Below are 14,246 nucleotides of genomic sequence, written 5' to 3'. Positions count from 1 at the left end.
ATGAATTACCCAATAGCGACAGAGTGCTCATGTTTGCAGTTTTTTCTGGCTTAAGAAACTTACTTAAGCCCTATAGAGTTATTGGGTAGTCGGACAACTGTAGTTCCTTCTTTTAGTTGTCTTTATTGTAAGAATTAAATGTTGCGGCCTGGTTAGCCATTCGTCATTTTACTGAGTGAATCAGATGCTGCTTTTTCATGATCAGGTTTACCTAATTCAGCATCGTATTTGGCAAATTTATTAAAAAATCTATCGCTTAGACTCACAGATGCATTTTCAGGAGTGCTCATCCTGGATATTTCAGCAAAGTCGCTCTCAAATGTGGACAGTGTATCATCAACTGCTTTTTCGTACTGTTCAGTGATTGCTTTCGTTAATTTAACATGTTCATCAGCCATCTTTTCTAATAACTTCTCAGCTTTTAAACAAAAATCTTGCCAGTTTTGATGCATTTGTTTCCTGTCTTTTTGCATTTGTTGGAGTAGGCTTTCCAAATCGCTTCTTTCGTCATTATTGTGTTCACGAGTCGGCAAGGTTTCGATGGCCTCTTGGTTCAAAGGCATAATTTTTCCCCTTAAATTTAAAAGGAGAAACTATAATTCAATAAGTAATTTAAAGGATCAGGGAAAATCACGGATTGAATTGTAAAAAAAGCAGATATTTGTTCTTTGGGAGATTTAATTCAAAATGTAAGGTGATTCGAATGTGTTCTATATGGTTGCAATTAATTCAATATGGTATAATTGAGTCATGCCAAATTCGATACACACCACATGAAAGCGGATATTGATATTGAGTTCTCTTTGACCACAGCAGCGCAAACAAAAGAAATAACTAGTCCTTTCTTAAAGGAATATAATTTATCAGCTATGACCTATGCCAGAATTTTTTCGGACAAAAGTATATTGTCTGTTCATTCTGATCCTATGTTTGCGAAATTATATTTGGATTTAGATTGTAGTCCCATGGCTCCAATACCCGATAAATACTGGCATTATCAATCTTTCTTTTATTTAACAAACTTTTGTGCGGATGAAAAATTTAAAGAGTTGCAAATAGCTAATGCCAATGCTGGTCAGTGCGAAAGCATTTTGTATATTATCAACCAATTAGGTGACTATAAGGAGGTAATGGCTATAGCAGGTTTTGTTGGAGATAAGGACATAGTAAATCGCTATCTCAATCATATGAAGGATTTGCAGATTTACACCGATTACTTTAGAAATAAAATTAATCCACTTTTCAAAGAAGCAGATAACCGCCGTTTGTATTTGCCTCCTCATTTACGTCCATACATTCCTGAAAATGTGAATATTGATTTATCCAATTTAAAATATGAAGAATTTTACAGGCACTTAGCAATGAAGCGAATTTTTAAAATGTCCTGTTTAAAGCTTCTTTCTAAACGTGAAATACAATGCCTGTATTTGCTTAAAAAAGGATATCGGTACAAGGAAATGGGAAATTTATTATCAATATCCTCTAGAACTGTGGAAACCCATTTGGTTAATGCGAGGGATAAGCTCGGGTTAAACTCTCTATTAAATTTAAAAAAAATTATTATCAATAACTGAGCGATCATTCGGTTTCTAAATTGATGACCATCATCGAATGATATTTCTTAATAATGGCGCTCTACTTAACGCAAGCCCAGACTTTTTCCTGTAATACACCCTATACTTCACTGTACGCACTCTGGAAACTACCTCAGCCTAGTGAAAGATGTAATGTAATTATTTGATTTTATATGGCGTCCCGGAGAGGATTCGAACCTCCGACCTGCCCCTTAGGAGGGGGCCGCGCTATCCACTGTGCCACCGGGACTGAGTTACAGTGAGCAAGTCTACTCTCTGATTTGATAAATGACAATGAGATTTACATTTCACTGTAATTTGGGCCGCCGCCACCTTCGGGAGCTACCCAAACGATGTTTTGTTTTGGATCTTTTATATCACAGGTTTTGCAATGTATGCAGTTCTGAGCGTTAATTTGCAAGCGGGGTCCTTTTTCTTCCTCAACGATTTCATAGACGCCGGCTGGGCAATAGCGAGTTTCAGGAGAGGCGTATACGTTGTAATTTACTGTTATTGCCAGTTCTGGGTCGCGCAGCTTGAGATGGACTGGCTGGTTTTCTTCGTGATAGGTATTGGTGAGATAAACTGACGATAGTCGATCGAAGGTTAGCAGACCGTCTGGTTTGGGATAAACAATTTTTTTGCATTGGGCTGCCGGTAGAAGGGCGCTGTGATCCGCGTGGTGTTTTAATGTCCAGGGGGATTTTCCGGCTGTAATATAGGTCTCCAAAAACGCATTTGCAAGGCCAATCCATAATCCATGACGAAAAGCGGGGCGTATGTTTCTCACTGAATATAACTCGTCGCTTAACCAGGATTGCTTGACTTTTTCAGGGTAAAGGGTCATTTCCTGAGGAGTAGAGGTTTCATTCGCAAGAAGGCTAAAACACGCTTCAGCCGCCAACATTCCGGATTGCATTGCAGTATGAATTCCCTTTATTTTGGGAACGTTAAGAAATCCGGCAGCATCGCCAATCAGTGCACCACCAGGGAATGTTAATTTAGGCAATGCCTGCCATCCGCCTTCATTTATGGCACGGGAGCCATAGGCGATACGCTCTCCATCTTCGAGGAGCGGGCGAATCAATGGATGCGTTTTAAAACGCTGCATTTCATTAAAAGGGCTAAGCCAGGTATTTTTGTAATCAAGTCCAATCACAAATCCCAGGGCTACCTGATTATTGGCCAGGTGATAAACAAACGAGCCGCCGTAGGTTTTAGAGTCCAGAGGCCAGCCAAATGTGTGGATGACCTTTCCAGGCTGGTAATGAGAGGATTTTACCTGCCAGATTTCTTTAATTCCTATCCCATAGGTTTGTGGCTGCACCCCCTCACGAAGTTGGAAGCGATTCATTAGATTCTGGCTTAGCTGGCCACGGCAGCCCTCTGCAAAAAGAGTCTGTTTTGCCAGTAGATGCATCCCTGGCTGATAGTTGGGTGTTTGCCTGGACTCTTTATCAATACCCACATCACCGGTAGCTACACCAATGACCTCACCCTGATCATTATAAAGAATTTCTGAGGCTGGAAAACCGGGGTAAATTTCGCAGCCCAGATTTTCGGCCTGCGTGGCCAGAAAGCGGCATAACTCGCCAAGGCTGATGATATAATTTCCTTCATTGTTCATAGGAGGAGGAGTGGGCAAGCGAAAGCTTTTTTTAGGGGTCAGAAAGTAAAATAAATCTTCAGTGACTGGTGTATTGAATGGTGCCGTTTGCCATATATCAGGCAATAACTCCTTGAGGCTTCGTGGTTCCAAAACTGCGCCTGATAAAATATGTGCGCCGACTTGCGCGCCTTTTTCCAGGATACAAACACTAATTTCCTTACCCGCCTGAGCGGCAAGCTGCTTGATTTTGATAGCCGCTGATAAACCAGCAGGTCCTGCCCCTACAATGACTACATCATATTCCATCATTTCGTGATCCACACCGAATTCCTTTATACAAACAAAAAAATAATGATCGCCTGTCTGATTCTCAAGATCAAGCTTTCCGGGCAAAGAGAGAATGATTTTTATGAGTAAAGTGTTCAAATAAGGATCAAATTGTAGTATGATCGTGAATCTTCAAATAAGAGGTTGGTTAAATGTCTCTTGATAATTGTTACGCTGGCGGTTTAACGCTTGATTTTTTCCCTTCCCGCGAATTAGAAAACGTAGATCCTTCCAACGAAGAACAATATGTTCTTGCGCAAGCTCGAAATGTGCTTCGCATTCTAATGATGGGCTGGCAAAAAGATTGGAAGAAACTGCTATCCTGGCGAGCTTTTAATGCCGTTTTTGTAGAACGGGATCATGAGCTGACCAAGGCCATGCGGCGTGGCTTTCAGGAGGGTTTTGATTATGTATATGAACAGCTTGAAAGCCAAAAAGGATTATCAAAAGAGCAAATAAGACAGGCTCAGTTATACATCAGTAATTGTTTATGCCTGCTTCCCTATGGTGATATCACTCCTTACGAGAGCTTCCATATTCCCCAGTTTGTGAAGGGCCAGTGGGTCAAGGTGGAATATAAAGTTAAAGAAATTGAATTAACACCTACCTCCGGATTAAAAAAACTATTTTTAAAAGATGAAGATCGCGTTTTTGCTTATGGGCTCACTCCGGTCAATAATAAAGATGCAGAGCCGCATTTAATCTTTATGGGTACGACGTATCCTGCAGGTCAAGGATTCTGGCAACAAGTTAAAACCGATTTAGAGGATGTGGAAACTGCTGGTAAAGAGTTGTATCGCTCGGGAAATAAAAATGTAATCAGCTGGGCCGAAAAGCAAGATAAAAAAGTACATGTTTGCGGAACCAGTTTGGGAGGAGCTCTTTCCCAATTATTTGCCATCCATCGTGGCGATTTAATTTCAAGTGTGGATGCTTTAAATCCCCCCGGTCTTTATAAAGGCCTTAGAAAAAGCCGTTATGATAATTGGGATACTCTGGTGGCCGAAGGAAAAGCGCCAGAAGTACGTGTTCAAAAGCAAAAAAACGATCCGGTATCCAAATTTGGCGAATGGAAAAACGAATGGATTATTCTGGAAGTTGATCCACCACAAGAGCTCGAAGGCACAAATCCTGTTGCAGCTCATGCCTTGAATTATGCTGGCTTGCCAGGAACTGAGTTTCATCAGATTAATACTGAAGAAGATAATCTTGAACGCAAGCGGAGAAACTTCTGGTTATATATTGTGGCTCGCAGTTTGTTTTCCTATTTTGTTATGCTGCCTTTCAGATATCTGGTACTCCCGACGATTCGTTTTGTATGGGAGCATAAATTACAGCTGTTATTTTTTATTCCTCTGATGGCTGTATTTTATATGTTTCCTCCACTGGGTTTAAGCCTGACAGTTACCTTGCTCGGAGCGTCCACCTTATTGCTGATTAATGCAGTGATTTCGGCGGCAATAACCAGCTATTTTATCGACGCGGTTTTACGCTTTATAGGGGATCAGGTCTCGGGAAAAAGTACGACACTCTTATCACGAGCACTGGATTGGTTTGGACAGCATCCTTTTCTAAAAACCGCAGCGTATTTTGCAATCGGGGCTTCGGTGGTTGGTCTGCTTGCCGCTGCAGTTTTCTTTCCCCCATTTTTACCGGCAGTCATTCCTTTAATAAAACCGGTTATTATTCTAAGTGTTTTAAGCATCCCATTAGTTATCAGTATCGCTTATAAAGCGGTTACTAATTTTATGCTGCTATTTGGCTTGAAAAAGCCGGAGCCGGCAGTTTGTCATGATCCTGCGCTTCCCAGAAATAAAGAAATGGATATTTACGCCAATAATCAGGAAGGTGAATTCACTATGAAGGAAATACATGATTATTATCATGTAACGCGCTGCTTGTTAAAAAATAAGTCTTTGATTAAACCTGAAGATGGTTTGTCCACTGAAGTGGATCTTGAGTCTGGAAAACCACGGACACTGAGTAAAAGAGACATACTTACGATGGGAATTAGCAAGGAAAAGGCTAATACGCAAGTGAAATGGACAGTCAGTAAGGCTAAACTTTTTCACATAAAAGAAACTGTGAATATCTACAATAAATTAAGTGATCAGCCACAACGCTTAATGGATGAACTACGCGAAGAAAAAGAAAATTATCGATTAGGAAAGAATAGATAAGGGCTGTGATGTATTGGTAGAACATTAAAGCTGACTGGATCCCTCAGACATGCTCTGAGAGATGGTCACCAAATTTGAAGATAACAGGCTGATTTATAATTATAATGTCAAACCGCTGCGTATAGCATTTTAAAACTCACTACCATTGTTATGGATACCCCGCATAAAGCGGGGTACGTAGGCTCTTATAGGGGGTACGTAGAAGGCAGGATTGTTATCAGATTTATGTAGATAACTTTGTAACAAGTCGGGGAACGAAGGTAGCGAGTTAATTTTCTCTTAATCTTCATTTCTTATAATCATTATATATTTATAGTTCCAGTGGCTAATTTATAATGACGCATGGTGAATTTCTCGATTGGCTGGATGAGCTTGACAGGCTTAATCCAGAGAAGCCTAAACTGGCCGTTTTAATTGAACGACTGAAAGGAGAAGCGTACAACCTCAACCAAGATCAAGTTATCGCGGACATTCAGGCTTTACTCAACCAGATAAGTACCTTCGACGAAAGTATTGTCTATCCTCGTGCTCATCCGGTAGGTCGGGTACTAAACACCTTTATCAGAGGAAGTGAAACAGCGCTTTTTTTTAGCACGAGAACAGCGGTTACAGCCATTCAAAGAGTGCTCGATGCCTTGCCATCAGACAGCTCTCCAGAGTCAATACAAAAGTTTTATACCCGTGTAATGGATTGGACGCAGTTTGCTCCAAAGGATGGGGAAAATGTTTTAAGCGAAGAAGAGCAAGCTTACATCAAGGCCTATTTTAAAAACAGGGCAACTGAAAGTGTTAAACAGACGCTTACCACTATTTATTCTGTCAATGATAAAGTTTCCAAAAGAGCTGCGCATGAGCGTTATATCTCTGCAACTGCTTCAAACGTCAATACAGCCATCTCCAATCTGTATGATTATGTCCTGGAGCCTAATGAGCGGATCTCACCCGTGAGATCTCTATCTCAACAGGAACTGGCGCGAGCAACTACCCAAATTTCCACGACCTCATTAATTTTCTATGCTCATAAGCTGAGCCTGATTGATGGACACCAGCGCGAAGTAAATCAACTCAGGAAAAAAGCGGAAATTGTCAGAGATCTGACTGGGGGCGGATACAGAAACCCGAAAGATGTGAATCGTTTTTTAGATCTTTTAGTGGCAATTCCAGATGAGCATACCAGCTTCATGTATTATATAAAATCATATAAAAAGGCGATACATAACTTTTCTGAAACCAATGTGTTTGCACAGGAATTAGCAGGGAAGGAAATCAATCATTTGATAGACAGATCTCTTAAATATTTTGAGCAGCCACAGACTAAGGAAAATGCAAAAAAATTCATTGAACAGGCTACTTTAGAAATCAGTGACATCTACAGTGCCTTTCAGTTACACAGCAAGCAAACCTTTAGTACTTTGGCTAGCGATAAAATAACTGTATTGCTGCAGCTTGAACGTCACACAACTAACTTTATTCGAATGTTGTTTGCGTTACAATACACAATAGACGAAAGTGACGATCCTGCTATGCGGCAAAGAATTTTCGATATCATTTTAGACGCTGGAGTTGCTTATCATAACGATATAGAAAATCGCTGGTCAACTGATACACTGGCAGTTTGCCTTGCTATTATTGGTGTGGAGACTTTAAAGACGCCAGAAGATGCACAACAGCTTATTAATTTCGCATCCAGGATTAAACCTTTATTAAAGTTGCAGGAAGAGAGTTCTGAGCTGGTTCCGCAGTTATTCAAACTTCAGCAGCAAATTGATAGCAATAACTCGCCTCACGAAAAACAAAGGCAGCAAGCGATTTTTGATGTTATTCTGGAAACAAGTGTCGCTTATTTATCGAATGCTAAAACGCAATGCTCAAGAGATTTTTTTGAATATTACATCGAGCAGTGTGGGATTGAGAATTTCAAAACAGCCGAACAGGCTCGTCGATTTATGACCTTCGCTTCTGCGGTCAACAAGGATGCTACTCCATTATTCAAAGAGCTGGCTGATTTTCATTTGAAAGTAATCAATATGGAAAAGAAAAACCCTGCTGTTTATCAATCAGCCGTTGACACTGCCACGAAGCTCTTGTTTGATCTTATGGAAAGAAGCACCAAATTTCTCTCAAACCCGAAAACTAAACAAGGTTGCAAAGACTATGAACATGACTGTCAGGAAATTATCAACGCGGCTCTACCGGTACTGAAGGAGCATCGCGGTGCAAAGAATGTTTTGGCTTGGGCTGCATTAGTAATGAGTGTTGGCATTATACCGCTGGTTGTTGCAACGTTTAATAAACTTTTTCATGGAGAATTTACTTTTTTCCCTCAAACAGCAACAGAAAAAAAGGTGGATGCTTTAAAGGCTGCGGTTCATGTTGCGTCTGAACCTCCTGAAGAAGAGCCGGAGGAAACTGACAGTTCTGAACCTCTTAACAAGATTCCATAAGTCAGATTATTGACATTTAATTTTTCATACTCAAATATTTAATAATAGTCAGCGGTTTATAACAGGGAACGTATTATGACTAAGCACAATCATTTCGACAGGGATCCTAAGCTTTACCGACAGCATCGCCCTCAGTATCCCGATAGTCTGTATCAATTTCTTTGGGAAAATACGCTCCATCACGATACAGTATGGGATTGCGCTACGGGTAACGGTCAGGCAGCGCTGCCCTGGCTAAACCGTTTCAGGCAAATTATAGCTACTGATATCAGTCAGTCGCAGTTGGATGAGGCGTTCAAACATCCCGCAGTTGATTACCGTTGCTGTTCAGCGGAAGACACCGGTATCAAAGCGCAAAGCGTCGATTTAATCACCATTGCCCAAGCCTTACACTGGTTTAATTTTGACTTGTTTTATCAAGAGGTCAGACGAGTAGCCAAACCTTCTGCCCTGATTGCCGCCTGGTGCTATTCGTTGGGGCGCTTCGATTGCAATCTGGATACCATTGTCTGGAATTTGTACGAAAATATTCTGGGCGACAACTATTGGCCTCGTGAGCGTCGTTATATTGATAACCGTTACACAGATATTCCTTTTCCTTTTGAAAAAATTGAAAGTCCCTTATTTATTATCGAAAAAGAATTCAGTCTGGATGATTTTAAAGGTTATTTGAATACCTGGTCTGCTGTGAAAGAATATCAGCTTCAAAATCAAACTAATCCAGTTGAATTAATTTCCGATGAATTAACTCTGGCATGGGGTGCACCGGATCAAATCCGCAAAATGCAATGGCCTATTCATCTGCTGGCCGGACGGGTTCGATGAATAAGCCAAACTTTGCTTGGATTAATGGAAACCTTCCAGCACGATTTTTCCAACGGATTTGCCACTTTCAAGTAAGCGGTGGGCTTGTTGCAGATTGGCTGCAGTGATTTTACCCAGATTTTCATTCAATGTGGTTTTGATAGTACCTGCATCAACCATTTTAGCCACATCGCTAAGAATCTGGTGCTGTTTTATCATATCAGGAGTTTTGAACATGGATCGTGTGTACATCATTTCCCAGTGAATGGAAATACTTTTTAGTTTGAACAATTTGATATCCAGAGACTCCGGATTATCGATGAGCGCGAATTTACCCTGAGGTTTAAGGCATTTGATAAGCTCGGCTGCATGCTCATCGGTATGGGTGAGACTAATCACATAATCGACTTCACTTATTCCCAGTTGCTGCAATTGCTCTGAAAGGGATTGCTGGTGTGAAATGACATGATGAGCGCCATTCGCTTTAATCCATTGCGAAGACTCAGGGCGTGAGCCAGTGCCGATAATGGTGAGAGAAGTTAACTGTCTTGCTAACTGTACAAGAATGGACCCGACACCGCCTGCCGCTCCAGTAATAAGAAGAGTTCCTGTATCTGCCTTATCAATTTGGAGGCGATCAAAAAGCAGTTCCCAGGCTGTGAGGGTAGTTAGCGGCATCGCAGCGGCTTCAGCATTGGAAAGGCTTTGCGGTTTTAATGCAGCAATACGCTCATCAATTAAATGAAACTCAGAGTTACACCCCGGGCGGGTTAAATCACCGGCATACCAGACTGTATCTCCTTTTTTAAATAAGCTGACTTTACTGCCGATATCTTTGACAATACCGACTGCATCCCAGCCAAGAATTTTATAGGAGCTGTTTTCAGGTTGAGTTCTTGAGCGTACTTTGGTATCAATCGGATTCACGGCTATCGCCCGAACTTCAACCAATAAGTCATGTTCCATCATTTCTGGCATTGGCAGCTCAATTTCCTCGAGAACATCTGCCATACCTGCTTGTTTATAACCAATCGCTTTCATAAATTGTCCTTAATAATAAAAGTTTGAGTATACTTCAAATAGGACGATCTGAGAGGATGTAATATGAAAAAATGGATACTGCTGATTAATCTGCTCTTATCAAGCCAATTATATGCTGCAGTTTATGATTCCCCGGAAATATTCATGAATGTAGATATAACCCATCCTCATTTTTCGATTAGCTTGCCCTCTAATCCTACGACTGGCTATAGTTGGACCCTGAAAAAATACAATGACAAATTATATGAACTGATGACGCATCAATTCCACCCCAGCAAACCTAAATTAATCGGAGCAGGGGGGAAAACTGTATTTGTTTTTGAGGTGCTAAAAGGAGTGACTCTTCCTAAGAGAAGCACCTTTGAATTTTTTTACGCTCGCCCGTGGGAGCCTCAGAATGGAAGAACGCAAAAAGTGATTATTACATTTCAAAAAGGATTGAATACGGCAGCGCCTGTGCTGGAGCAGTAAAGTTTGGGGGTTAAAATCAACCCTCACCCTAGCCCTCTCCCAGCTTGGGCGAGGGGATTTCTCTTTAAATGAATCTTTCCTACAGTCCTCTCTCCTCGGGGAGAGAGTTAGAGAGAAGGGGATAGCTCTTAGTTGCGTCTTGATGAAGACTCTCGGTCATTACGGCTTGCGTCGAAAGGGCAAATACCGTGCTTCCCAGAACCGGTCATTAATCAGCCTGACCAGATTTTCATTCTGATTGGTCTGTGCCAGTCCTTCCTCAATCGCGGCCTTCGCAACGCTTACAGCAATTTGCCTGGCAACCATTTGTGCGTCATTCAATGAAGGAAGCAGCGGCAGAAAACTGTCTTTGCGGCTGGGTGAAAACTCACTTAAGGTTTTTGCAGCAGCCCAAATCATTTTTTTGGAAAGACGAGTTGCCTGTACCGTTAAAATGCCCAATCCAATGCCTGGAAATACCAGTGCATTATTGCATTGCGCGATATCAATCAGGCGATTTTGATATTCTACCGCTGGAAATGAAGTGCCGGTAGCGACTAGTGCCCGCCCTTGGCTCCACTGCAAAATATCGGCGGGTTGTGCTTCGCATTTTTCATCGGGATTGGATAAGGGAAAAATAATAGGGCGATCACAGGTTTGCGACATTGTTTCAATAATATCCTGTGAAAAAGCGCCAGGCTGTGCAGAGCAGCCAATTAAAATGGTTGGTTGTACATGGCGTACAGTATCCGTTAATGATGGATTTGAACCGTTTAACGACCAGGATTGGATTTCACTGCGCTTGCGTGCATAGGGCTGTTGGGCTTCAGTGAGTTCCGCATCATCATTTATTAGTAAGCCCTGGCGGTCTATGAGCCAGAAGCGCTGGTAAGCTTCTTCCCCGGTTAAACCTTGCTGGATCAGGGCATCAACGATCTGATCGCTTATACCAGTTCCTGCCGAGCCTGCCCCGAATACTACAATCCGGTGTTCGGAAAGCTTTTGTCCGCTGACATCGGAGGCTGCCAGTAAAGCCGCCAGAGTAACAGCCCCTGTTCCCTGAATATCGTCATTAAAAGTACAAAGCTCATCCTGAAACCGTTCCAGAATTCGTCTGGCATTGCCGCGTCCAAAATCTTCCCAATGTAAAAATGCGTTTGGAAAATGCTTATGCACCGTTTTAACAAAGGCATTAATGAAGTGATCATAATCCGCTGCGGGAATACGTGGATGACGACAGCCTAAATAGAATGGGTCATTCAGCAGTTCCTTATTATTGGTTCCAACATCGAGGAACACCGGCAGTGTACGGCTGGGATCAATTCCTCCGCACAGGGTGTAAACCATCAGTTTGGCGACCGGAATATCCATACCGCCAATTCCCTGATCACCAATACCGAGAACGCCTTCGCCATCAGTCACGACAATTAAGTCAATTTCAGGATTGGAGCGATTATTAAAAATTTCATCCAATTGGTTTTTGTCCGAATGTGCAATGTACAAGCCTCTGGGTTGGCGATACTCATGGCTGAAACGCTTGACGGCAGTGCCTACGATGGGGGTGTAGATCGTAGGAAGCATTTCCCCGAGATGCCTGCTTAATAATTTATAAAAAAGCGTTTGATTTTTGTCATGCAGATTATTCAGATAGATATTTTGCTGGAGTCGCGTCTGATAACTTGAATACTGTAAATAGGCGCGCTTGACCTGTTCATCCAGGGTTTCCACTCGATGCGGCAATTTCCCCAATAAACCAAAGGCACGACGTTCTTCCTGAGTAAACGCGGTTCCCTTGTTTAATTGCGGCAGAGTCAGTAACGCTTTACCTGTGATAGACGTTTCAATACATATTTCATCGGTTTGTTTATCGCGAACAACACTAAAATCCAGCATAAATAGAATCTGTTGATTAGAAAGCTGACAACAATACCCAATTGCTGGCATTTATTCAATGAACAAAATAGCAATTAATGGATATTCTGAGCAAGATTTGGATGACGAAGCTATTCCTGGCTATACAAACATCGTGGCATAAGTATTTGACTAATGATAACATGCAGGTTTTCAGTATTTTGTGAAGAGGTTGGGATGATAAAACATTTTGTCTGGGGGATGGCCGTTCTTCTCTCAACAAGCTGCTCTGCCCGAGACGAAAATTATTATCGACTAAATCCAGAGAAGGTTGAGCAGGCTTTAAAAAACTGTCCGGCGGCAAGCCCCGGCAAAATCAGCTGTGATGAGCTGAAAGCCTTGTCTGCCCGCCAAAATCAACTGGCTTATGAGCTACAATTAAGTCCACAGGGTTTTGGGCAGCGAATTTTGTCCTTGCAAATGAAACTGGCCGGACAAAAACTGGAGCTGAAAGAAAGCGCCAATCAGACTGATTTACGGGAATTAATTGATCGGAATGAGCAGCAACTGGCTGAATATCTGGCAATCGTAAAATGGTTAGAGTCTCCTGAGAGTTGATGAATGAGAATATTAGTAAGTAATGATGATGGTGTTTCTGCGCCTGGTATAAGAGCATTGGCAAATGAAATGTCGACACTCGGCGAGGTCAGTGTGGTCGCTCCTGATCGCAATCGCAGCGGTGCCAGCAATTCCTTAACCCTGACTCGTCCCTTACGGATAAGACAAATGGATAATGGCTACTATAGCGTGGATGGGACACCGACTGACTGTGTGCATCTGGCTCTTACAGGATTTCTCGAACCAACGGTCGATTTGGTTGTTTCCGGTATTAATGATGGCGCAAATCTGGGTGATGATATTCTGTATTCGGGAACAGTGGCCGCCGCTATGGAAGGCCGATATCTTGGTTTGCCAGCAATTGCGTTTTCTATGGCGGGTGAAAACATTCAGCATTATGATTCTGCGGCAAATATTGCAAAGCAGCTTGTATTGAACATGCACACTAATATGCTGCCTTCGCAAACCATTTTAAATGTAAATATTCCTGATTTACCCTTGAACCAAATTAAAGGATTTGAGGTGACGCGTTTAGGTACACGCCATTGTGCTGAACCTACGATTACCGAGCTTGATCCCCGAGGGCGGCCGATTTATTGGGTAGGACCCTCAGGCTCTCAGGCGGATGCTGGACCGGGAACCGATTTCTATGCAATCGCAAGGCAATACGTTTCAATTACCCCCTTGCATCTTGACATGACACACTATAAGGTTTTTGATCAATTATCAACATGGGTGGATAAGTTAAATTGGGAATAATGAGAATCTTTAGTCTTTTGTATGATAAAACGGTGCAGTGGTCCGGTCATGCGCATGCGCCTTATTATCTTGCAGGCGTGTCTTTTGCGGAATCTTCTTTTTTCCCTATTCCGCCTGATGTCATGCTCATTAGTATGGGCCTGGCGAATCCCAGACGCTCCTGGCAATACGCGTTTATTACCACGCTTTTTTCGGTGCTCGGCGGAGTTTTTGGCTATTTGATTGGTTATTTTTTTATCGAAGCGATATTACCCTGGATTGAAAGTTCTTCCTGGAGTCATAATTATCATTTGATTCAGCAATGGTTTACCCAGCATGGCATCCTGGTTATTTTTGTAGCGGGGTTTTCACCAATTCCTTATAAATTGTTTACGATTGCGGCAGGGGCCATGAGCATGGCTTTTTTGCCCTTTGTCTTTGCTTCGATTCTGGGAAGAGGGCTGCGATTTTTTCTCGTCTCAGGCATTATGTATTTTTATGGTCATAAGCTTCATAAAAATTTGCGCCAATATGTCGATATAATTGGCTGGAGTGTACTGGTCCTGTTAGTATTGATCCTTCTAATAATGAAATTGGTTGCATGAGACTG

Annotated in this window: 12 protein-coding genes and 1 tRNA gene; 8 read left to right on the top strand and 5 right to left on the bottom strand. The window is 42.0% G+C overall.

Features of this window, described 5'->3' with window-relative positions; genetic code table 11:
- Positions 1 to 152: 152 nt before the first annotated feature.
- A complete protein-coding gene (locus DYH61_RS08350; protein WP_058507463.1) occupies positions 153 to 563 on the bottom strand; it encodes a hypothetical protein in 411 nt (136 codons plus the stop codon).
- A gap of 210 nt (positions 564 to 773) precedes the next feature.
- Between DYH61_RS08350 and DYH61_RS08345 the strand changes: the two genes are divergently transcribed.
- Positions 774 to 1,574 carry a helix-turn-helix domain-containing protein gene (locus DYH61_RS08345; RefSeq protein ID WP_058507464.1) on the top strand — a complete coding sequence of 267 codons (801 nt, stop codon included), beginning with the start codon at positions 774 to 776 and terminating at the stop codon, positions 1,572 to 1,574.
- 174 nt (positions 1,575 to 1,748) lie between these two features.
- On the opposite strand, the gene DYH61_RS08340 is transcribed toward DYH61_RS08345, so the two are convergent.
- Both DYH61_RS08340 and DYH61_RS08335 read right to left on the bottom strand, forming a co-directional pair.
- Positions 1,749 to 1,824 (bottom strand) — tRNA-Arg (locus DYH61_RS08340).
- Positions 1,825 to 1,875: 51 nt separating this feature from the next.
- The gene (locus DYH61_RS08335) at positions 1,876 to 3,504 is read right to left on the bottom strand and encodes an electron transfer flavoprotein-ubiquinone oxidoreductase (RefSeq protein ID WP_058507465.1); all 1,629 of its coding nucleotides are present in this window, start codon (positions 3,502 to 3,504) and stop codon (positions 1,876 to 1,878) included.
- A gap of 158 nt (positions 3,505 to 3,662) precedes the next feature.
- Between DYH61_RS08335 and DYH61_RS08330 the strand changes: the two genes are divergently transcribed.
- The 3 genes from DYH61_RS08330 to DYH61_RS08320 all read left to right on the top strand — a co-directional run bounded on the left by DYH61_RS08330 (position 3,663) and on the right by DYH61_RS08320 (position 8,959).
- Positions 3,663 to 5,690 carry a hypothetical protein gene (locus DYH61_RS08330; protein ID WP_058507466.1) on the top strand — a complete coding sequence of 676 codons (2,028 nt, stop codon included), beginning with the start codon at positions 3,663 to 3,665 and terminating at the stop codon, positions 5,688 to 5,690.
- Positions 5,691 to 6,025: 335 nt separating this feature from the next.
- On the top strand, positions 6,026 to 8,134 hold the full coding sequence (locus tag DYH61_RS08325) for a hypothetical protein (RefSeq protein ID WP_058507467.1): 2,109 nt from the start codon (positions 6,026 to 6,028) through the stop codon (positions 8,132 to 8,134).
- Between the two features lie 75 nt (positions 8,135 to 8,209).
- On the top strand, positions 8,210 to 8,959 hold the full coding sequence (locus DYH61_RS08320; RefSeq protein ID WP_058507468.1) for a class I SAM-dependent methyltransferase: 750 nt from the start codon (positions 8,210 to 8,212) through the stop codon (positions 8,957 to 8,959).
- A 21-nt stretch (positions 8,960 to 8,980) separates the two neighbouring features.
- Here the strand turns inward: DYH61_RS08320 and DYH61_RS08315 are convergent, their stop codons facing one another.
- The gene (locus DYH61_RS08315; RefSeq protein WP_058507469.1) at positions 8,981 to 9,979 is read right to left on the bottom strand and encodes a zinc-binding alcohol dehydrogenase family protein; all 999 of its coding nucleotides are present in this window, start codon (positions 9,977 to 9,979) and stop codon (positions 8,981 to 8,983) included.
- Positions 9,980 to 10,042: 63 nt separating this feature from the next.
- Here DYH61_RS08315 and DYH61_RS08310 point away from each other — a divergent pair, with 63 nt between their 5' ends.
- The gene (locus tag DYH61_RS08310) at positions 10,043 to 10,450 is read left to right on the top strand and encodes a protease inhibitor I42 family protein (protein WP_058507470.1); all 408 of its coding nucleotides are present in this window, start codon (positions 10,043 to 10,045) and stop codon (positions 10,448 to 10,450) included.
- Between the two features lie 159 nt (positions 10,451 to 10,609).
- Here the strand turns inward: DYH61_RS08310 and DYH61_RS08305 are convergent, their stop codons facing one another.
- Complete coding sequence (locus DYH61_RS08305; protein ID WP_058507471.1) at positions 10,610 to 12,322, bottom strand: NAD-dependent malic enzyme; 1,713 nt, start codon at positions 12,320 to 12,322, stop codon at positions 10,610 to 10,612.
- 195 nt (positions 12,323 to 12,517) lie between these two features.
- On the opposite strand from DYH61_RS08305, the gene DYH61_RS08300 reads away from it, so the two are divergent.
- From DYH61_RS08300 to DYH61_RS08290, 3 genes are read left to right on the top strand one after another with little or no spacing between them, the layout of a single operon-like run.
- Positions 12,518 to 12,898, top strand: a complete 381-nt coding sequence (locus DYH61_RS08300) for a hypothetical protein (RefSeq protein ID WP_058507472.1) — start codon at positions 12,518 to 12,520, stop codon at positions 12,896 to 12,898.
- Between the two features lie 3 nt (positions 12,899 to 12,901).
- Positions 12,902 to 13,657 carry a 5'/3'-nucleotidase SurE gene (surE, locus tag DYH61_RS08295; RefSeq protein WP_058507473.1) on the top strand — a complete coding sequence of 252 codons (756 nt, stop codon included), beginning with the start codon at positions 12,902 to 12,904 and terminating at the stop codon, positions 13,655 to 13,657.
- Positions 13,657 to 14,241 (top strand): YqaA family protein, encoded by a 585-nt coding sequence (locus DYH61_RS08290; RefSeq protein WP_058507474.1) that lies wholly within the window; start codon positions 13,657 to 13,659, stop codon positions 14,239 to 14,241. Before surE ends, DYH61_RS08290 begins: the two co-directional genes overlap by 1 nt.
- The last annotated feature ends 5 nt before the right edge of the window (positions 14,242 to 14,246 follow it).

Source organism: Legionella quinlivanii (genome assembly GCF_900461555.1).
GTDB lineage: Bacteria > Pseudomonadota > Gammaproteobacteria > Legionellales > Legionellaceae > Legionella_C > Legionella_C quinlivanii.
This window is presented reverse-complemented; position numbering and strand designations above follow the sequence as displayed.

Excerpts from the sequence above, each read along its gene's own strand:
- DYH61_RS08320 (WP_058507468.1), top strand. The coding sequence starts at position 8,210 with ATGACTAAGCACAATCATTTCGACAGGGATCCTAAGCTTTACCGACAG.
- DYH61_RS08325 (WP_058507467.1), top strand. The coding sequence starts at position 6,026 with ATGACGCATGGTGAATTTCTCGATTGGCTGGATGAGCTTGACAGGCTT.
- DYH61_RS08300 (WP_058507472.1), top strand. The coding sequence starts at position 12,518 with ATGATAAAACATTTTGTCTGGGGGATGGCCGTTCTTCTCTCAACAAGC.
- DYH61_RS08345 (WP_058507464.1), top strand. The coding sequence starts at position 774 with ATGAAAGCGGATATTGATATTGAGTTCTCTTTGACCACAGCAGCGCAA.
- DYH61_RS08290 (WP_058507474.1), top strand. The coding sequence starts at position 13,657 with ATGAGAATCTTTAGTCTTTTGTATGATAAAACGGTGCAGTGGTCCGGT.
- DYH61_RS08310 (WP_058507470.1), top strand. The coding sequence starts at position 10,043 with ATGAAAAAATGGATACTGCTGATTAATCTGCTCTTATCAAGCCAATTA.
- DYH61_RS08350 (WP_058507463.1), bottom strand. The coding sequence starts at position 563 with ATGCCTTTGAACCAAGAGGCCATCGAAACCTTGCCGACTCGTGAACAC.
- DYH61_RS08305 (WP_058507471.1), bottom strand. The coding sequence starts at position 12,322 with ATGCTGGATTTTAGTGTTGTTCGCGATAAACAAACCGATGAAATATGT.
- DYH61_RS08315 (WP_058507469.1), bottom strand. The coding sequence starts at position 9,979 with ATGAAAGCGATTGGTTATAAACAAGCAGGTATGGCAGATGTTCTCGAG.
- DYH61_RS08330 (WP_058507466.1), top strand. The coding sequence starts at position 3,663 with ATGTCTCTTGATAATTGTTACGCTGGCGGTTTAACGCTTGATTTTTTC.
- surE (WP_058507473.1), top strand. The coding sequence starts at position 12,902 with ATGAGAATATTAGTAAGTAATGATGATGGTGTTTCTGCGCCTGGTATA.